The organism is Pseudomonas sp. SWRI111 (assembly GCF_014268555.1).
Lineage (GTDB): Bacteria > Pseudomonadota > Gammaproteobacteria > Pseudomonadales > Pseudomonadaceae > Aquipseudomonas > Aquipseudomonas hamedanensis.
This window is the reverse complement of sequence record NZ_JABWQQ010000027.1, coordinates 32,596-53,782: the sequence shown is the minus strand read 5'-3', so window position 1 is coordinate 53,782 and position 21,187 is coordinate 32,596. Positions and strand designations below refer to the sequence as shown.

Here is a 21,187-nt window from a genome sequence, read left to right as displayed (position 1 = left end):
GTTTTTGTGCCAGCCCCCGGTCAGGGACACCATCACAAGCCAGTGCGGGAACAAGCTTGCCGACTCCCACAGCTTTGACGACCTGCGGGCCGCCGTCAGTCGCTGACCGTCTAAATTAAGCGCTTTACCAGACGTTCTATTGGGTATCTGTCTCCACGACCCAAGGAACTGTTCCCCCATGTCCCAGCCCCCACGCGGTGCCATCCACGAATTGTTCACGCTTCTCAGGCCGTTCAGGCTCGTCGTCATTGTGTCGATCCTGCTGGGCATGGTCGGCGGCCTCAGCGTGACGGTGCTGCTGGCGACGATCAATTCGGCGCTGCATTCCGAAGCCGGCCTGACCCAGGGTGTCGTCGCCCTGTTTGCCGGGCTCTGCCTGCTGGCGCTGCTCAGTTCGATCTGCTCGGACATCGGCACCAACTTCGTCGGCCAACACATCATCGCCACCTTGCGCAAACAGCTGGGCGAGAAAGTCCTGTCGGCACCGATCGAGCAAATCGAGCGCTATCGCAGCCATCGCCTGATCCCGGTGCTGACGCACGACGTCGACACCATCAGCGACTTTGCCTTCGCCTTCGCTCCGCTGGCGATTTCCCTGACCGTGACCCTCGGCTGCATGGGTTACCTGGCGATGCTGTCGTGGCCGATGTTCCTGATCATGGTGGTCGCGATCATCATCGGCACCGGCATTCAGTATTTCGCTCAGGGTCGAGGTATCCAGGGCTTCATGGCCGCGCGTGACGCCGAAGACGAACTGCAAAAGCACTACAACGCCATTGCCGAAGGCGCCAAGGAACTGCGCATCCACCGGCCGCGCCGTCAGCGCATGTTCGTTGCCGGCATCAAAACCACGGCCGAGTTCATCTGCCGCACGCAGATCCGCTCGATCAACACGTTCGTGATCGCCAAGACGTTCGGCTCGATGCTGTTCTTCGTGGTGATCGGCCTGGCGCTCGCCTTGCAGACCTACTGGCCGAGCGCCGACAAAACCGTCATGAGCGGTTTCGTCCTGGTGTTGCTGTACATGAAAGGCCCGCTGGAACATCTGGTCGGGACTCTGCCGATCGTCAGCCGCGCGCAAATCGCGTTCCGCCGTATCGCCGAGTTGTCGGAACAGTTTTCCTCGCCCGAACCACACCTGCTGCTCGACGACCACGGCCAGAAAGCCCCGGCCGTTACCCGCCTCGAACTCAAGGACGTCAGTTATGCCTTCCCTGCCGTGCCGGGCAGCGAGGCGTTCCGTCTGGGCCCGGTCAATCTGACAATCGAACAGGGCGAGATCATTTTCATCGTCGGTGAAAACGGCTGCGGCAAGACCACCCTGATCAAGTTGCTGCTGGGCCTGTACCCGCCGCAACACGGTGAAATCCGCCTTAACGGGCAGCCCGTGAACGCCGAGAACCGCGACGATTACCGCCAGTTGTTCACCACGATTTTTGCCGACTACTACTTGTTCGACGACGTGGTGCAAGGCGATACGCACATCCCCGATGACGCCAACAAGTACCTGCAACGCTTGGAAATCGCCCACAAGGTCAGCGTGCAGGACGGCAGTTTCACCACCACTGACCTGTCCACCGGGCAACGCAAGCGTCTGGCGCTGGTCAATGCCTGGCTCGAAGAACGGCCGGTGCTGGTATTTGATGAATGGGCGGCGGACCAGGACCCGACCTTCCGGCGGATTTTCTACACCGAGCTGCTGCCGGACCTCAAGCGGCTGGGCAAAACCATCATCGTGATCTCCCACGATGACCGTTATTTCGACGTCGCCGACCAATTGGTGCGCATGGAAGCGGGTCGCGTGATGACGGAGCTGGCGCCGGCCTGACCGCGGAACAGTACGTGCGGACAATCCCGTCGCTGGCGATAGACGATTTTTTCGCAGTGTGCGGGATTTATTTTTCCGGTTTCATCGGGTTGTTGCGTCTAATTATCATTAACTACAAAACTGCACACGCCTTTCAGGAGCATTTGAAGTAATGCACAGCCCATCCTTGTCCCGCGCACCACTGGCCACGGCGATCCAGCGTCAGACTCAGCGCCAGGTGATCCTGCCCCGCGCCCTGCTGACTACCCTGCTTCTGCTGGGTGCCGGTGAGGTCCTTGCGGCGCCGACCAGCATCAACGTTGCGGCCCAGCCGTTGTCCAGTGCCTTGCAGCAACTCGGGCAACAGTCCAACTTGCAGATCATCTACGACCCGCAGCTGCTGCAAGGGCTGAAAGCCAACGCGGTGTCCGGCACTCTGGAGCCGGAAGAGGCCTTGCACCGTCTGCTGCTGGGGAGCGGCCTGACGTACCAGATTACCGGTAACACAGTGTCGTTGACTCCGGTCAGCGGCGCTGCCGGCGATGCCATGCAGTTGGGCGCGATCTCGATTTCCGGCAAGGCACCGGGCTCGCAGACCGAAGGCACCGGGCTGTACACCACCTACTCGTCGAGTAGCTCGACGCGTCTGAACCTGACGCCGCGGGAAACGCCGCAGTCGGTCACCGTGTTGACCCGCCAGCGTCTGGATGACCAGAAGCTGACCAACCTGACCGACGTGCTCGACGCCACCGCCGGCATCACCGTGACCCGCAACGGCATGGGCACCGAGAACGACACTTACTGGTCGCGCGGCTCGCAGATCCAGAACTTTGAAGTAGACGGCGTACCCACATCCACGCGTCTGGACAACTACACCCAAAGCACCGCCATGTACGACCGCGTGGAAGTCGTCCGAGGCGCGACAGGCCTGATCAGCGGCCTGGGCAACCCGTCGGCGACCATCAACCTGATCCGCAAGCGTCCGACCGCTGAAGCTCAGGCCAGCGTTACGGGCGAGGCCGGCAACTGGGATCGCTACGGCACCGGCATGGACGTTTCCGGCCCGCTGACCGAATCCGGCAATGTGCGTGGGCGGCTGGTCGTCGATTACAAGACCCAGGGCTCGTGGGTTGATCGCTTCAAACAGGATTCGCAACTGGTCTACGGCATCACCGAGTTCGACCTCAGCGAGGCGACACTGCTGACCGTCGGCTTCAGCTACCAGAAAACCCAGGTCGACTCGCCGATGCGCGGCGGCTACCCGTCGTATTTCACCAACGGCGAAAAATCCCACGTTCACCGCTCGCTGAATACCTCGCCGGACTGGTCTTATAACGACCACGATCAAACCAACTTCTTCACCTCCGTCGAGCATCAGTTCGATAACGGCTGGAGCGGCAAGATCGAATACGGCCATACCGAGAACAAATTCGACCAGCTCTATGCGGTGGCCACCGGCACCCTCGACCAGGCCACCGGCTCCGGCACGGGTCTGCTGCCGGTCCGCTGGTCCGGTACGCCGCGCCAGGACAATATCGACGCCTACTTCACCGGCCCGTTCTCGCTGTTCGGTCGCGAGCATGAGTTGATCCTCGGCGTAACCGCGACCAACTACAAGGAATCCACACCGAGCTACGGCGACTGGCTGCGTGACTACAGCTTCAACGTTCCGGACATCAGCCACTGGGACGGCAACTCGCCAAAACCGGCCACGCCTGTCGTCAGCAAGGGCCACATGGAAGAGAAGCAACTGGGTACTTATCTGACCTCACGCTTCCACGTCACCGACGACCTGACCGTCATCCTCGGCGGCCGTCTGACTGACTGGAAACGTGACACCGACACCCAGCCATACGGCGGTGAAGCGAGTACCGTGAAGGAACGTGAAACCGGTATCTTCACGCCCTACACCGGTGTGGTGTACGACCTGGATGACAACTGGTCGCTGTACGCCAGTTACACCAAGATCTTCAACCCACAGGCGTCCTACGTTCGCGACATCAACAACAAATCGCTCGCACCGACCGAAGGCAAAGGCTACGAAGTGGGCGTCAAGGGCACGTTCTTCGACGAGAAACTCAACACCAGCCTGGCCTTGTTCAAACTTGAGCAGGACAACCTCGCGGTGTGGATGTCTGACACCCAGGCTTATCGCCTGGAGCAAAGCACCGAGACCAAGGGCGTTGAACTTGAGCTGAACGGCGAACTGGCTGAAGGCTGGCAAGCGTCTGCGGGCTACGCCTACAGCGTCACCACCAACGCCGACGACGCGCGCATCGTCACCAACGCGCCGCGCCACATGCTCAAGACCTTCACCTCGTATCGCCTGCCCGGCGCGCTGGACAAGGTCACCGTCGGCGGTGGCGTGAACTGGCAATCGAAGATCGGCGAAGACCTGCGCTACTACGAACAAGGCAGCTACGCGGTCACCAACCTGATGGCGCGTTACGACATCACCAAGAACCTCAGCGCCTCGCTCAACGTCAACAACCTGTTCGACCGCGAGTACTACTCGATGGTCTACTACGACGGCATGTACGGCGCTCCGCGCAACTTCATGACCAGCTTCAAGTACAGCTTCTGATCCCGGGCCACGGCCTGAAGAAACGCACCGTCTGACGGTGCGTTTTTTTATGCCCGCCGTTCATCGGCAACAAAAAAGGCCGGAGGGTTTGCCCCGCTCCGGCCTTGGTGTGTGACAGGTCAGTCTTATGGGTAGAGCGCCTCGCGCAACACTTCGGTCAGCTCCTGATACACGCTTTCAATCTTGCCAGTGACCATCGGCATGCGCAGGAAGTCGTGTACCAGTGCGGTGTATTCCTTGCACTGCACCGCCACACCGCTCGCCTGCAGACGTTGCGCATACGCATGGCCTTCATCGATCAACGGATCGAAGCCGGCGAGCGCCAGGTGAACCGGTGCGACACCGCCCAGGTTCGGCGCCAGCAACGGCGAGAAACGCCAGTCGGCGCGGTCTTCTGCTGTGCGCGCGTAATGATCGTAGAACCACTCCAGCGTCGGATTTTCCAGCAGATAACCTTCGCTGAACAGTTCCCGCGATTCCGTGCTGCGCGACGCGTCGGTCACTGGATAACACAGCAGTTGCAGACACGGTTGCAGCGCCTGCGCACTGGCCGCCGCCTCAATCGCCAGCACCGTCGCCAGGGTAGCGCCGACGCTGTCACCGGCCAATGCCAGCCGCGAGCTGTCAAGGTTCAGCGCGCCAGCCTGCTGCGCCAGCCAGGTCAGCGCGTCGGCGGCATCGTGCAACGCCGTGGGGAACTTGAACTCCGGCGCACGACGATATTCCACCGCGACCACGGCGCAGGGCGTGCGGTGACAGAACTCGCGGCAAATACCGTCGTGGGAATCAAGACTGCCCACTACAAAACCACCGCCGTGGAGGAACACCGTCACTGGCAGCGCCTGCTTGCTGTCGGTGATTGGCGTATAGATCCGCACCGCCAGCGAGTCGCCGTCACGGGTCGGGTAACTCAGATCGCGCGACAGCACCTGCGGTACTTGCCAGCGCATGCGCGCCGAAGATTGCTCGAACGCTTGCCGCGCCTGTGCCGGCATCTGCTGATGAAAAGCCTGCGTAGCGTCTGTCTGGTTGGCCTCGACCAAGTCGAGAAACGCAGCGATTTCCGGATTCAAAGACATTAAGGACATCCTGGTGCGGCCCGCAGGCCGCCCCTCTATCGAAGGTTGAAAAAGGCTCATGCCGACTGCGCCAGACAGTGTTCGATCAGGGCTTGCAACTCGCGCTGGTAATCGGCCATGAGGCGCTCGACGGTGCTGGTCCGGTAACGCCGTGTGCTGTAAATGCAGCGGAACGCCAAACGGCCGTTGTACACCTGCCCCACCAGTTCCAGCCAGTTGGCCATGCCCGCGTCCATGTCATAGCTGTCGCCGATGTTGTCATCGGCCGGCACCAGCAAGGCCTGCTCGTCAAAGCTCTGATCGAACTGCCCCAGATAGTTGAAAGTCACGCGCGCCTGCGGCAGTGCCGCCAGACGCTGCGCCAGCGGCGCGCCCGCCATGTGTCGCAACGCGCCGTAGCCGACCCCCTTGTTGGGCAGACTCTGCAGTTGATCGCGCACCGTGACGATCGCCTCGCCGATATCAGTGTCGTGCCCGGGCGCCAGACGCACCGGGAACATGGTGGTGAACCAGCCCAGGGTGCGGCTCAGGTCGAGGTCCTCGAAAAGGTCTTCGCGCCCATGCCCCTCAAGTTGCACCAGCACCGACGACTCATCGTTCCAGCGGCACAGCACGCGACCCAGCGCGGTCAACAACAGGTCGTTGATCTGCGTCTGGTAAACCGCCGGTGCCTGTTTGAGCAGACTGGCGGTCAACGTTTCATCGAGGTTCATCACCGCCTCGGCGCGATGGCGCACCAGATTCTTGCCACGCGGGTTGTCACAACGCAGCTCTTTGCCGGGCTGGTCGAGGGTTTGCAGCCAGTAATCCAGCTCCTCGTCAATCAGCGTGCGGGTGTGCGCGCTGAGGTGTTCGGCCCAATCGCGAAAGCTGCTGGTGCGCACCGGCAGTTCGGGTTCGGCGCCCAGGCAATAGGCGTCGTATGCGGTTTGCAGATCCTGCAACAGAACCCGCCACGACACGCCGTCGATCACCAAGTGATGGATGACCAGCAACAGCCGCGCCTCGCCGTCCGGCAGCGTCGCCAGCAAGCCACGCACCAGAGGTCCCTCGCCCAGCTTCAGGCTGCGCTGCGCCTGATTGGCGAGCACTTCCAGTTCATCCTTGTCGGCCACTTGATGCACCCACAGCAACGGCGTCTGCCGGGCCTGTTGCCGGCACGCTTCGAGGCTCTGGTAATGCTGGGTCCAGACGCCGCCCTCGCGGACGAAGCGCAGGCGCAGCGCATCGTGCTGCTCCAGCATGGCCATCAGCGCTTTCTCCAGCGCCACGGCATCGAGCGCTTGTCGCGACCGCAGGATCAGCGCCTGGTTGAAGTGGTGCGGCGCAGCCATTTCCTCGTCGAAGAACCACTGCTGGATCGGGATCAGCGGGAACGCGCCCTCGCGCACCGCCCGAGTCTCCTCGGCGCTGGCACGGTGAACCGCTTGCTGGTCGAACAGATTACCGATGGTCTGGAACCGCATCAGGTCGCGCAGTTTCAGATCGAGTTTGAGCTGCGGATGGTTACGCGCCCGGGAGATCACTTGCAGGCTCAGAATCGAGTCGCCACCGAGTTCGAAGAAATTGTCGCTCAAGCCCACCTGCTCAACCTGCAGCACTTCTGCCCAGATTTGTGCGAGCAAGGCTTCTTCCTCAGTGCGCGGTGCCACGTACTGTTCAAGCTGCACCTGCGGCTCTGGCAAGGCTTTGCGATCGAGTTTGCCGTTGGGCGAAACCGGCAGCCGCGCCAGACACATGATCTGCGCCGGCACCATGTAATCCGGCAAGCGTGCCCGCAGTTCTCTCTTGAGCCGCTCGACAGTGCGCGCCTCATCATCGCTGGCACACACCACATAACCGAGCAGTTGCTTGCCGGACACACCGTCACGGGCAATTACCACGGCGTCGGTGACCCCGTCCTGCAAGCGCAGGCAGGCTTCGATTTCGCCGAGTTCGATACGGAAACCGCGCACCTTGACCTGATGGTCGGCGCGGCCGACGTAATCCATCACGCCGTCATCCCGCAGGCGTACCAGGTCGCCGCTGCGATACAGGCGACTGCCCGGCGCACCGAACGGGTCCGGCACGAAACGTTCGGCGGTGATCGAAGCTCGCCCGTGATAACCCCGGGCGACCCCGTACCCGCCGATGTGCAGTTGTCCGGACAGACCGGCCGGCAACGGATTCAGATCATCGTCCAGAATCCACAGCGAGCGCTGACCGACAACGCGCCCGATCGGCGCATACGCTGCGGCGCAAGGCTCGTCGTGGGCGGCTTTCCAGAGCATCGGGGTGACCACGGTTTCGGTCGGCCCGTAGCCGTTGGTGATGTATTGCGGACGCAGGACGCTGCGCACCTCTTGCAGGGTCTGCTCCGGCACCGCGTCGCCTCCCAGGCAATAGATGCGGACCTTGGGCGCGCTCGAACCACTGGCCTGCACGTATTCGGCGACTTGCTTGAGATAGGCCGGCGGAAAACAGGCAATGTCGATCGACAGGGTCTGCAACGCGTGGCTGGTCTGCTCCGGCGTCCACAGTTCATTGTCGCGCAGCACCAGCGTGCCGCCGAACGCCAGCGTAGTCAGCCAACGTTCATGGGCACCGTCAAACGCGAACGACATGAAATGCAGTTCGCGGGTGGTGTGGTCCATTTCATACAGCTCGCGGATCGCCTGGCAGTGCATGCTCAGCGGGCCGTGGGTGACCGCCACGCCCTTGGGCAAACCAGTGGAACCGGAGGTGTAGATCAAATACGCCAGGGTGTCTTCGCACACCGCCACCGGCGGCGCCGTGTCTGGGTAAACGCTGCCGTCGAAACCATCGAGGTCAACCCGTGGCAACCCGTGCGGCAACGGCAGACGCGCCGACAATTGGCCACGACTGATCATCAGCGCCATGCCGGAATCTTCGATCATGAAGGCCAGGCGATCACGCGGATAGTCGATGTCCAGCGGCACATAGGCCGCGCCGCTCCTGAACACCGCGAGCAACGCCACGAGCATGTCCAGCGAGCGCTCCAGCGCCACGCCGATCAACACTTCCGGCCCCGCACCGTGGGCAATCAGGTGATGGGCGAGGCGGTTGGCCTGGCGGTCCAGTTCGGCGTAGCTCAGTACCTGTCCGGCACACTCTACGGCGTGGGCCTGCGGGCGATGGCGGGCATGCTCGGCGATCATCAGCGGCAGCCATTCGCGCTGCTCGCGTGGCGCCGGCTCACGGCCCCAGGCTTGCAAGGCGTGCCATTGCTGCGGCGCCAGACGTTGCAGGTTGCCGAGGTATTCGTGCGGCGTGTCGAGCATCGCTTGCAGAGTGACTTCCATGGTCTGGCGGATACGCTGCACCGCTTCGACACTGAAACAGTCGCGCAAAAACAGGTACTCGATGGACAGTTCTTCGTTCAGATGCACCGCCAGGTCCATCGGGAAGTTGGTCACGTCGTGGTTGGCCGAAGCGCCGAACCGCAAACCGCCCTTGGCTTCTTCCAGACGACGGTCGATCGGGTAGTTCTCGAACACAATGATGCTGTCGAACAACATTTGCCCGCCGTGCCCCGACCAGCGCTGAATATCCGCCAGTGGCGCGTGGGCGTGGTCACGCAGATCAAGGTTGTAGGCTTGCAGTTGCGCCAGCCAGTCACTGAGGCGCTGCGCCGGTTGCAGGATCTGGATCACCGGCAAGGTGTTGATGAACAGGCCCAGCATGCTGTCAGCATTGGCGAGCCCTTCCGGACGCCCCGCGACCGTCGCACCGAAGGCCACGCTGCTTTGCCCGGTGTAGCGTTGCAGCACCAGCAACCACGCCCCCTGAATCAGCGTGTTGGCGGTGATGCCGTGCGCCCGGCAGTGCTGCTGCAGTCGGCGGGTCTGTTGCTCATCCCATTTGGTGTACAGCGCTTCGTGGCCGGCTGCGGTGTCGACGTGACGCGGATGCATGGCCTGGCTCAGCGCCGTCGGCTCGGCCAGGGTTTGCAGATGGCCGCGCCAGAACTGTTCGAGGCGTCCCTGATCCTGGCTTTGCAGCCATTCGATGAAATCACGGTAACGGCCGCTGTCCCCCACCACTTCGCCGCTGGCGTAGTGCTGCAACACCTCACCGAACAACTGCGAACTGCTCCAGCCGTCCATGAGAATGTGGTGGCTGGTCCAGATCAGTTGGTGACTGTCTTCATCCGTGCGGATCAACAGCAAACGCTGCAACGGCACCCGGTGCAACTCGAAACCACGCGCACGTTCCTCACGGGCACGCTCGGCCAGACGCTGCTCGCCAATGTCCTGGCCGCGCCAGTCAAGCACTTGCAGATCGACTTCGGCGTGGTGCTGCACGACCTGGATCGGCGACGTCTGCCCGCCCTGCCAGTGGAACGACGTGCGCAGAATCGCGTGGCGCCCGATCACGTGCTGCCAGGCGCGACGGAAGCGCTCCGGGTCCATGCCTTCGACCGGCAGGTTGATCTGGTTGATGTACAGGTCATCGCCGTCGTCGGACAGCGTGTGGAACAACATGCCCTGCTGCATCGGCGACAGCGGATAAATGTCTTCGATGTCCGCCACGGCGAGCGGCAAGGCGTCGAGTTGCGCCTGGGTCAGTGCCGCCAGCGGGAAGTCAGACGGCGTGATGCCGCGATTGCCCGGCGCGCAGCAATGCTCGATCAACGCTGCCAGCTCAAGCGCGTAGTCATCGGCCAGACGCTGGATGGTCGCTTCGTTGAACATCTCGCGACTGAAGGTCCAGCTCAACTTGAGTTCGGCGCCATACACCTGACCGCTGACTTCCAGCCAGTTGCTCAACGGCGCCAGCGGACTTTGCTCGCGACCGGCGCTCTCTGCCGCCGGGACAAACAGTGCGGCTTCATCGAACTGACTGTCGAACTGGCCGAGGTAGTTGAAGGTAATCCGCGCATCGGGCAGATCTGCCAGCGCGGTGCGTGCAGCCTCGTCGCCCAGGTACCGCAAGGCACCAAACCCCAGGCCTTTGTTGGGGATCGCGCGCAGTTGTTCCTTGACCTGTTTGATCGAACTGGCCAGTGGCGTCTGTGGTGTCAGGCGCACCGGGTAGAGGCTGGTGAACCAGCCCACGGTGCGGCTCAGGTCGATGCCCTCGATCAGCTCTTCGCGGCCATGACCTTCGAGCTGAATCAAGGTCGAGGCTTCGCCGGTCCAGCGGCAGATGACCCGTGCCAACGCCGTCAGCAGCAAGTCGTTGACCTGGGTGCGATACGCCGCCGGAGCCTGTTGCAGCAGTTTGCGCGTCAGCTGTTTATCCAGCTGAGTGCGCACGCTCGATGCCAAATGGTTGTGAAGCCGCCCGTCGCGGTTGTCGCGCGGTAAATCCTGCGGTGCATCGAGCAACTGCCCGCGCCAGAAATCCAGCTCGCCAGCCAGATTAACCGTGTGCGCCTGCAAGGCTTCGGCCCAGTGCTTGAACGCGCTGGTCTTGGCCGGCAGTTTCAGCGTTTGCCCGGCCTGCACTTGGCGATAAGCGTCTTGCAGGTCTTCAAGCAACACGCGCCACGACACACCGTCGACAGCCAGGTGATGGACCACCAGCAACAGGCGCTGGCTGCCATCGGCCAGGCTCAGCAACATCGCGCGCAACAGCGGACCGTTTGCCAGATCGAGGCTGCGCTGCGCTTCGTCGCAAGCCGCTTCGACTTCATCGGCATGGTTCAGCGCGGTCTGCCACAACAGCGGCTGCCGGTCATCGACGGCCCGGTGTGCGGCAGTCCAGTCGTGTGGGTTGGGCGTGAAGGTCAGGCGCAAGGCATCGTGGTGACGAACCAAGGCTTGCAGCGCCTGCTCCAGCGTTTCCCCGTGCAAGGCTTGCGCAGGCTTGAGCAGCAAGGACTGGTTCCAGTGATGGCGCTCGGGGATGTCGCTGGCAAAAAACAGCTGTTGGAACGGTAACAGCGGCGTGCTGCCGGTCACCGGGCTCTGATCGATTTGTACAGCACCTTCGCCCAGCGAGGCGACGGTCGCCAGGCTGCGGACGGTCTGATGCTGAAACAAGTCTTTGGGAGTGAAATGCACGCCGGCCTGACGGGCGCGGCTGACCACCTGGATCGAAATGATCGAGTCGCCACCGAGGGCGAAAAAGTTATCGCTGACGCCGACCTGCGCAAGGCCCAGCACCGACTGCCAGATGTCCGCCAGTTGTTGCTCCATGGCGTTGCCGGGCGCCTGGTATTGCGGCTGGGTGGTACTCGCATCGGGTTTCGGCAAGGCCTTGCGGTCGAGCTTGCCGTTGGGGCTCAACGGCATCTGCTCGAGCGCCAGCCATTGGGTCGGCACCATGTATTCCGGCAGTTGCTGCTGCACGTGCGCGGCCAGCGCTTCGCGCCAATCAGTGTCCTCTTCGGCCAGCACGACGTACGCCACCAACTGCTTGCCATCGATGACCAGCACCACCGCTTCGCGCACCGCTGGATGTTCGAGCAGGCGCGCTTCGATCTCGCCCATTTCGATGCGCAAGCCGCGCAGCTTGACCTGATGGTCGATGCGTCCGGCGTATTCGATCACCCCGTTGTCGCGGTAGCGGGCCAGATCACCGGTGCGATAAATCCGCTCGCCCTTGCCATAAGGGCTGACGGCGAAACGCTCGGCGGTCAGCGCCGGGCGCTGGTGATAACCACGGGCCAGGCCCTCGCCTGCCAGATACAGCTCGCCGAGGACGCCGACCGGCACCGGTTGCAGTTGTTCATCGAGGATGTAGCAAGCGAGATTGGCGATCGGCTCACCGATCGGCACGCTGTCGCGCCCCTCGTCGACACACGTCCAGTGGGTCACGTCGATGGCCGCTTCAGTCGGGCCATAGAGGTTGAACAGCCAGGCCTGCGGCAGCTTGGCGAACACTTGCTGCTGGGCGTCGGCCGGCAGCGCTTCGCCCGAGCAGACAATGCGCTTCAGGCTGGTGCACGTCGCCACCTCGCCATCCTGCAGGAACGCCTGCAACATCGACGGCACAAAGTGCAGCGTGGTGATCTGTTCGCGCTTGATCAGGGCCACCAGCGCCGCCGGGTCACGGTGATCGCCCGGGGCCGCGACAACCAGCCGCGCGCCGGTCATCAGCGGCCAGAAAAACTCCCAGACCGACACGTCGAAACTGAACGGAGTCTTTTGCAACACGCTGTCGTCGGCGCCCAACCGATAGGCCTGCTGCATCCAGCACAGACGGTTGGTCAGCGCCGAATGACGGTTGCCGGCGCCCTTGGGTTTGCCCGTGGAGCCCGAGGTGTAAATCACGTAGGCGAGGTTTTCGCCATCGACTGTCACCTGCGGATCGCTCGCGGGATACCCTTGCAACTCGCCGACCGTGTCCAGCGCCAGGGTTTGTACGGTATCGGTCAGCGGCAAGCTGTCGAGCAACGCCGCCTGGGTCAGCAGCAACCGCACGCCGCTGTCTTCGATCATGTAGCGCAGGCGTTCCTGCGGATAATCCGGGTCAAGCGGGACGTAAGCGCCACCGGCCTTGAGCACCGCGAGCAGGCCGACGACCATTTCGACCGAACGCTCCAGCGCGATGCCCACCAGCGACTCCGGGCCGACGCCCATGTCGATCAGGCGATGCGCCAGGCGATTGGCCCGGGCATTGAGTTGCGCGTAACTCAGACGCGTCTCGCCAAAGGCCAGCGCCGGGGCGTCAGGGGTTTGCGCGACTTGCGCTTCAATCAGTTGCTGGATGCTGGTGATCAGCGGGTAGCTCGTCGCCGTGTCGTTCCAGCCTTGCAGGATCGCTTGGCGCTCCTGCGCGGTGAGCATCGGCAAGTCACCGAGCGCTTGTTGCGGTTGCGCGACAATCGCCCGCAACAATGCCAACAGATGCCGGCCCATGCGCTCAATGGTCGCGGCATCGAACAGATCGGAAGCGTAGATCAGCGAAGCACCGAGGCCCTGCGCCGATTCGTGGGTTTCCAGCGTCAGGTCGAGTTGCGCCTGATGCGTATCCCAGCTCATCGGTTCGACATGCAACTGTTCAAGCGACGCGTTCGCCCCTTGCGCGCCGCTGGCCGTCTGGTGGTTGAACATCACCTGGAACAACGGACTGCGACTGAGGCTGCGCTCCGGTGCCAGTGCCTCGACCAATTGTTCGAACGGCAACTCCTGATGCGCCTGCGCACCCAGCGCCGCTTGCTTGACCTGTTGCAGCAAGGCACTGAATGACAGACGCGAATCGAGCTGCGCACGCAGCACCTGGGTGTTGACGAAGTAGCCGATCAGGCCTTCGGTTTCAGTACGGTTACGGTTGGCGTTAGGCACGCCGACGCGGATATCGCCCTGCCCGCTGTAGCGATGCAGGAAAGTCTGAAACGCCGCCAGCAGGACCATAAACAGCGTCACGCCTTCACGGCGGGCGATGGCTTGCAGGCCATGGTTCAACTCAGGATCGATGTGCAGGTCCAGACGCGCACCGCGGTAACTCTGCACCGCCGGCCGTGGCCGGTCCTGCGGCAATTCGAGCACCGGTTGCTCACCGCCCAGTTGCGCGACCCAGTAGGCCAGTTGCCGTTCGCGCTCACCGGCCTCCATCCAGCTGCGTTGCCACAGCGCGTAGTCGGCGTACTGGATCGGCAAGGCCAGCAGCGTCGCGGGCTGGCCGCTGCTGTAGCCGGCGTACAGGTTGATCAATTCATCGACCATCACGCGCATCGACCAGCCATCGGAAACGATGTGGTGCTGGACCAGAATCAACACATGATCCTCGGCCCCCAGCTGCAGCAGTTTTACCCGCAGCAACGGCCCATCGGCCAGATTGAACGGCTGCTGGATTTCGGCTTCGATGAGCCGTTGCAAATCGGCATCGCCGGTATCGGCGGGCAGATTCTGCCGGACGATGCTCAGCAAGGCGTCCTCGGCAATCACTTGCCGCGGGCGTTGGCCGTCGTCGACGAACACCGTGCGCAAGGTCTGATGGCGTTCGATCAGGCTGTCGAAAGCGCTTTGCAGCGCCATGACGTCGAGCGTGCCACGCAGGCGCAGCGCCATCGGAATGTGATAAGCGGCGCTGGTCGGCTCCAGTTGCCAGAGAAACCATTGACGTTCCTGCGCATAACTGAGGCCCAGGGTGTCGAACGCCGACTGCACTTCGGGAATCGGCAGGTTGGCCGGGGACACGCCCTCGGCAAGCATCTTGGCCAAGTATTCCTTGCGCTTTTCCAGCGGCAGGGTAATGAAACGGCGGGCGATCCGCGTGGCGACGTTAACGTCCATTCACGCGTCCTCCATTTCATCTAGCAGGTCTTCGAGCAGGCTCAGTTTCGACGCCGTGACCTGTTCGCCGTGACCTTGCAGTTGCGCCACCAGATCGCCGAGTACCGGGTACTGGAAAATGGTTTGCGGGAGCAGCTTCATACCGAGTTCAAGTTGGATGCGCGACACAATGTTTATCACCAGCAGGGAGTGACCTCCCAGTTCAAAGAAATGGTCGGTCAGACCGACCCGATCGAGTTTCAGCACGTCACTCCAGATTGCCGCGACCTGTTGCTCCAGCTCGCTGACCGGGGCGACATAGGCGCGCTGCCACTGGCTGGCATCGACCGTCGGCAGGGCCTTGCGATCGAGCTTGCCGTTGGCGGTCAGCGGCAGTTGCTCAAGCAGCAACAGGTGCGCCGGGATCATGTAGTCCGGCAGATCCTGACGCAGGCGCAGGCGCACCTGTTCGCGCCAGGCGCCCTGCTCCAGCGGATCGAGCGCTGATGCGGCGACGATATACGCCACCAACTGCACGCCGCCGGCCCCCGGTTGATCAAGCACCACCGCTTGGCGCACGTCTGGCAAGGCCAGCAAACGCGCTTCGATTTCGCCCAGTTCGATGCGGAAACCGCGGATCTTCACTTGATGGTCGATGCGCCCCCGGTACTCAATGCGTCCGTCCGCGCAGTACCGCGCCAGGTCGCCGGTGCGGTACAACCGCTGCCCTGACGTGCCGAACGGGTTCGGCACAAAACGCAATGCACTGAGGTCGGTGCGGTTCAGATAACCGCGTGCCAGGCCGGCGCCCGCCACGTGCAGTTCACCGATGCAACCCCGAGCGACCGGATTGAGATCGGCATCCAGCACGTACCACGACAGGTCAGGAATCGGCGCGCCCAACGGGCTGCCGACGGCAGTCTCAAGGTCGGCCAGCGACAATGGTCGATAGCTGACGTGCACGGTGGTTTCGGTGATGCCATACATGTTGACCAGCTGTGGCGCGCGGTCGCCGAAACGTTCGAACCACGGCCGCAGGCTCTTGACCTCCAGCGCCTCGCCGCCGAACACCACATAGCGCAGCGACGGCTGCAACCCGGGCGCCGATTCGCAGGCGACCTGCATCAGTTGCTTGAACGCCGACGGCGTCTGGTTCAGCACCGTCACCTGCTCGCGACAGAGCAAGGCATAGAAGTCCTGCGGTGAACGACTGATGTCCTGCGGCACGACCACCAGACGCCCGCCATGCAGCAATGCACCGAAAATTTCCCAGACCGAAAAGTCGAACGCGTACGAGTGAAACAGCGTCCAGCAATCCTCAGGGCCGAACTTGAACCAATCTTGCGTGGCCTCGAACAGACGCAGCGCATTGGCGTGGCTGAGCAAGGTGCCCTTGGGCTTGCCGGTGGAACCGGAGGTGTAAATCACATAGGCCAGGTTGGCGCAGTCGACGTGGGTCTGCGGATCCTGTTCCGGCTGGCCTTCGCCGCCATCGTCCAGCGACAAACGCGTCACTTGCGGGCCGGTCGCGACGTGGTCGAGAACACCGTGACCACTCAACAACAGCCCGATGCCGCTGTCCTCGATCATGTAGTGCAGGCGCTCGGCCGGGTATTGCGGGTCCAGCGGCAAGTAGGCGCCGCCAGCCTTGAGGATCGCCAGCAAGCCGACAATCATCTCCACAGAGCGCTCGGCGGCGAGACCGACCAGCACGTCGGCGCCGACGCCGCGCGCCATCAGCGCATGGGCCAGGCGATTGGCCCGGCGGTTGAGTTCGGCATAACTCAGTTGCTGTGCGTCAAGGCTCACGGCAATCGCGTTCGGCGCCTTGCGTGCTTGCGCTTCGATCAAACGGTGCAATGGCTGCTGCGGGTTCCAGTGCTGCGGCGCCGGGTTCCAGTCGCGCAGGCTCTGCTCGATCGTCGACTGTTCAAGCATCGGCAACTCGCCGATCAATTGTTGCGGCTGCTGGCAAATGCCGCGCAGCAACGCCTGCCAATCCATGGCCATGCGCGCGATGGTGGTGGCGTCAAAGAGGTCGGCGGCATACACCATCGAGGCGTAGAGCCCCTCAGCCGACTCTTCGGTATTGAGGGTCAGATCGAACTGGGCCATCAAGCTGTCCCAGTTCACTTCGCTGATCTGCAGGCTGTGCAGTTGCGCCAAGGCGCTGGTGCGACGGGCCTTGGCCTGATGGTTGAACATCACCTGAAACAATGGGCTGTGACTGAGGCTGCGCTCCGGTTGCAGCACTTCAACCAGTTGCTCGAAAGGCAAATCCTGATGGTCCTGTGCACCGAGCGCCGCTTGCCGGACTTGTTGCAGCAAATCGCTGAAACGCACCCCGCCGCTGACGTCGGCGCGCATGACCTGAGTGTTGACGAAGAAGCCGATCAGGCCTTCGGTTTCGACTCGGTTGCGGTTGGCGACGGGCACACCAACGCGGATATCGTTCTGGCCACTGTAGCGGTGCAGCAAGGTCTGGAACGATGCCAGCAAGAGCATGAACAGCGTCACGCCTTCGCGGCGGGCCACTTCGTTCAACGCGTCACTCAATGCGCCATCCAGCGCCAGTTCAAAACGTCCGCCGCGCAGACTTTGCGTGGCCGGGCGGGGACGATCCAGCGGCAGTTCCAGCAGCGGTTGCTCGCCGCCCAATCGGGCCAGCCAGTAATCGAGTTGGCGCTCGCGTTCGCCGGCCTCCATCCATTGGCGCTGCCACAGCGCATAGTCGGCGTACTGGATCGCCAGCGCCGGCAATTGAGGCGTGTCGCCACGGCTGTAAGCGGCGTACAGCGCAATCAGCTCATCGACCATCAACTGCATCGACCAGCCATCGGAGACGATGTGGTGCTGGACCAGCACCAGCACATGGTCGTCAGCGCTCAGTTGCAGCAATGTGGCGCGCAGCAACGGACCTTGTTGCAGGTCGAACGGCCGGCTGATCTCGGCTTCGACCCGTGCCTTGAGGGCGGCGTCGTCGCTGTTGGCGGCCAGGCTGTGGGTTTCGATCGCCAGGCTGAACGGCGCCAGAATCGATTGGCGAGTACCGTCGGCGTCTTGCAGGAACTGCGTGCGCAGGCTTTCGTGACGCTCGATCAGTGTGTCGAAACTGCGTTGCAGCGCGGGTTGGTCCAGCGGCCCGTGCAGGCGCAGCGCGGTTGGAATGTGATAGGCAGAACTGTCGCGGTCCATGTGCCACAGGAACCATTGGCGTTCCTGGGCGTACGACAACGGCAGCGGTGCGCCGCGTTGCACCGCCACCAGCGGCGGTTGCTGCGCTGCCTTTTGCGCCTCGCTCAGATACGCGCAAAAGGCGCCGAGGGTGTTGTGTTCAAACAGCGCCTTGAGCGGCACGTCGCGCTGCAAGGTCTGGCGCACCCGTGACAGCACTTGAGTGACCAGCAGCGAATGGCCGCCAAGCTCAAAAAAGTTGTCGCTCATCCCTACGCGTTCAAGCTTGAGTACCTCGGCCCAGATCCGCGCGGTGTGCTGCTCCAGTTCGCTGACCGGCGCAACGTAACGTTGCTGCATCAGACTGGCGTCGGGCTTGGGCAAACCTTTGCGGTCGACCTTGCCGTTCGGCGTCAGGGGAATCTGCTCGAGCAACAGCAAGTACGCCGGAACCATGTAGTCCGGCAGGCTGCGCTTGAGGCTGGTGCGAATCTGCTCACGCCAGGCACTTTCCTGCGCGGCGTCAACGGTTTGCGCGGCGACGACGTAACCAACCAGTTGCGCGCCGTTCGGGCCGTCCTGCGCCAGTACCACCGCCTCGCGCACCGAATCGAGCGCCATCAGCCGCGCTTCGATCTCGCCCAGCTCGATGCGAAAGCCGCGCACCTTGACCTGATTGTCGACCCGCCCTTGATAATCGAATACGCCATCGGCCCGCAGACGCACCTGATCGCCACTGCGGTACAGGCGCGCGCCCGGTTCGCCGAACGGGTCCGGGACGAACCGCTCGGCAGTCAGCGCCGCACGGTCCAGATAACCACGGGCGACGCCATAGCCGCCCAGGTACAACTCGCCGGCCACACCCTGCGGCACCGGGTTGAGTTCGGCGCTGAGCACCCAGGTGCTGCGCTCGCCGACGCGCTGGCCGATGGGCGCATACGCCGCGCCGCAGGCAGTATCGCGATCGGCTTTCCACAGCAGCGGCGTGACCACGGTTTCGGTCGGGCCGTAACCGTTGATGATGTGTTGCGGCGCCAGGGCGCGACGCACGCGCTCGAAGCTGTCGTTCGGCACCGCGTCGCCGCCGAAACAATAGATGCGCACCTTCGGCGGATGGCCTTCGCTCTCGGCGAACTCCGCCAACTGCTGCAAATAAGCCGGAGGGAACGCGACAACGGTGACACCGTGACGCTGCATCGCGCGGTAAGTCTGCTCGGCGGTCCACAGGCTGTCGTCACGCAACAACAGGCTTGAACCATGGGTCAGTGGTGTTATCCAGCGCTCATGCGCGCCGTCGAACGCGAACGACATGAAATGCAGTTCGCAATCGTCCGGGGTCATCGCGTAGCGCTGACCGATCGCCTGGCAGTGCATGGCCAGCGGACCATGGGCCACGCAGACACCTTTGGGCTGACCGGTCGAACCCGAGGTGTAAATCACGTACGCCAGGCTGTGTTCGTGCACCTCGACCGCCGGCGCCGTGTCGGGAAATTCGCCGGTGTCCAGGGTATCGAGGCAAAGGTTCGGCAAACCCGCCGGCAACGGCAACTGAGTGATCAGGCTGGAGTCGGTGAGCAACAGCGCCATTCCCGAGTCGTCAATCAAATAGGCCAGACGCTCGCGCGGGTAACTGGCATCCAGCGGCACATAGGCCGCACCGGCCTTGAGCACCGCCAGCATTGCCACGAACATCTGCGCACTGCGCGGCAACGCAATGCCGATGCGCACTTCCGGCCCCGCGCCAGCGATTTGCAGACGCCATGCCAGGCGATTGGCTGCCGCGTCGAGTTCGGCAAAACTCATTTGCCGCTCGCCACAACGCACCGCCACAGCGTGCGGCTGGCTCGCGGCGATGCGGGCAAAGCGCTGGTGCACCGCCAGCCGCTCCATCGGCAGCAACGCGTTGCTCTGTTGCAGTTGCGCGAACTCGTCGCGGCCGAGCATTGGCAACTCGCCAATGCGCTGACCGCTGTCGGCCACGATGCCGGCCAGCAGGTTCTGCCAGTGCTCGGCCATGCGCGCAATGGTCGTGGCTTCGAACAAGTCGGTGGCAAACACCAAAGAGGCGCTGAGGCCCGCGGCGGATTCATACGTGTCGAGAGTCAGGTCGAACGGCGCGGTGTGGCTGTCCCAACGCACCGGCTCGACGCTCAGCCCCGGCATTTGCAGCGGTTTGTGCGTGGCCGGCGCTGCAGTCTGGTGGTTGAACATCACCTGGAACAACGAACTGCGGCTGAGGCTGCGAGTCGGCGCCAGCGCTTCGACCAATTGCTCGAACGGCAAATCCTGATGTGCCTGGGCGCCGAGCGCGTGCTGCTTGACCTGCTGCAATAGCTCGCGAAACGGCAGTTGTTCGTCGAGCTCGGCACGCAACACCTGGGTGTTGACGAAGAAGCCGATCAGACCGGCAGTTTCGCTGCGATTGCGGTTGGCAATCGGCACGCCGACGCGAATGTCGCCCTGGCCACTGTAGCGATGCAACAGGGTCTGGAACGACGCCAGCAACAACGTGAACAAGGTCACGCCTTCGCGCCGGGCAACCTCCTGAAGACCTTTGCTCAAGGCCGGTGGCAAGTCAAAATCGAGGCTGCCACCGCGCAAACTCTGGCTCGCCGGACGCGGATGGTCCAGCGGCAACTCCAGCACCGATGCCTCGCCAGCGAGGCGCTCGGTCCAATACGCCAATTGTCGCGCGCGCTCGCCCGCCTCCATCCAGCTGCGCTGCCATAGCGCATAGTCGGCGTACTGGATCGGCAGCGGCGCCAACGTCACCGCGTGGCCGCGACTGAGCCCGGCATACAACTGGATCAGCTCATCGACCATGATTTGCATCGACACGCCGTCGGAGACGATGTGGTGCTGCACGGCGACCAACACATGTTCCGCGGGCGCCACGCGCAACACGCGAATCCGTAGCAGTGGCCCTTGCAGCAGATCGAACGGCTTAGCCATTTCCGCCTGGATCAGCGCCTTCAACGCCGCGTCGTCAATGCCCTGCACATCCTGCACCGGCAATGCCAGTTCAAACGGCGCCTGAATGCTTTGCAGCACCCGGCCCTGTTCGTCGAGAACGAAGCCGGTACGCAGGCTTTCGTGACGCTCGATCAGCGCCGCGAAGCTTGCCTGCAATGCAGGGAGGTCCAGTGCCCCGCGCAGACGCAGGGCGGTGGGAATGTGATAAGCGGCGCTGTGCGGCTCCATCTGCCAGAGGAACCACTGCCGCTCCTGGGCATAGGAAAGCAACAGGGGCTCGTCGGCACCACGCCGGAAAACCGGGGCGATGCCATAGAGGTTGACTCCCTGTTTGCCCAGTAGAATCGCCAGCGCCTTGCGTTTCTCGGGAGAAAGCGCGCCTACCGATTCAATCAACTCCTGCATG

Annotated in this window: 5 protein-coding genes; 2 read left to right on the top strand and 3 right to left on the bottom strand. The window is 63.0% G+C overall.

Annotation, left to right across the window (positions count from 1 at the left end):
* The first annotated feature begins 178 nt into the window (after positions 1 to 178).
* Positions 179 to 1,828 carry a cyclic peptide export ABC transporter gene (locus HU755_RS23925; RefSeq protein ID WP_186637203.1) on the top strand — a complete coding sequence of 550 codons (1,650 nt, stop codon included), beginning with the start codon at positions 179 to 181 and terminating at the stop codon, positions 1,826 to 1,828.
* 151 nt (positions 1,829 to 1,979) lie between these two features.
* The gene (locus tag HU755_RS23920) at positions 1,980 to 4,391 is read left to right on the top strand and encodes a TonB-dependent siderophore receptor (RefSeq protein ID WP_186637200.1); all 2,412 of its coding nucleotides are present in this window, start codon (positions 1,980 to 1,982) and stop codon (positions 4,389 to 4,391) included.
* 125 nt (positions 4,392 to 4,516) lie between these two features.
* Here HU755_RS23920 and HU755_RS23915 read toward each other — a convergent pair whose 3' ends face one another.
* Genes HU755_RS23915 through HU755_RS23905 form a run of 3 tightly spaced genes read right to left on the bottom strand, consistent with a single transcriptional unit; the run spans position 4,517 to position 21,186 of the window.
* Positions 4,517 to 5,470 (bottom strand): alpha/beta hydrolase, encoded by a 954-nt coding sequence (locus tag HU755_RS23915; protein WP_186637197.1) that lies wholly within the window; start codon positions 5,468 to 5,470, stop codon positions 4,517 to 4,519.
* Positions 5,471 to 5,526: 56 nt separating this feature from the next.
* The gene (locus tag HU755_RS23910) at positions 5,527 to 14,655 is read right to left on the bottom strand and encodes a non-ribosomal peptide synthetase (RefSeq protein WP_186637195.1); all 9,129 of its coding nucleotides are present in this window, start codon (positions 14,653 to 14,655) and stop codon (positions 5,527 to 5,529) included.
* Entirely contained in the window at positions 14,656 to 21,186 is a 6,531-nt protein-coding gene (locus tag HU755_RS23905) for a non-ribosomal peptide synthetase (protein WP_186637181.1), read from the bottom strand. It abuts the gene before it with no gap.
* Between the last annotated feature and the right edge of the window lies 1 nt (position 21,187).

What these genes read in the sequence shown, in the direction of transcription:
- HU755_RS23910 (WP_186637195.1), bottom strand. Translation starts at nt 14,655, where the DNA reads ATGGACGTTAACGTCGCCACGCGGATCGCCCGCCGTTTCATTACCCTG.
- HU755_RS23905 (WP_186637181.1), bottom strand. Translation starts at nt 21,186, where the DNA reads ATGCAGGAGTTGATTGAATCGGTAGGCGCGCTTTCTCCCGAGAAACGC.
- HU755_RS23920 (WP_186637200.1), top strand. Translation starts at nt 1,980, where the DNA reads ATGCACAGCCCATCCTTGTCCCGCGCACCACTGGCCACGGCGATCCAG.
- HU755_RS23915 (WP_186637197.1), bottom strand. Translation starts at nt 5,470, where the DNA reads ATGTCTTTGAATCCGGAAATCGCTGCGTTTCTCGACTTGGTCGAGGCC.
- HU755_RS23925 (WP_186637203.1), top strand. Translation starts at nt 179, where the DNA reads ATGTCCCAGCCCCCACGCGGTGCCATCCACGAATTGTTCACGCTTCTC.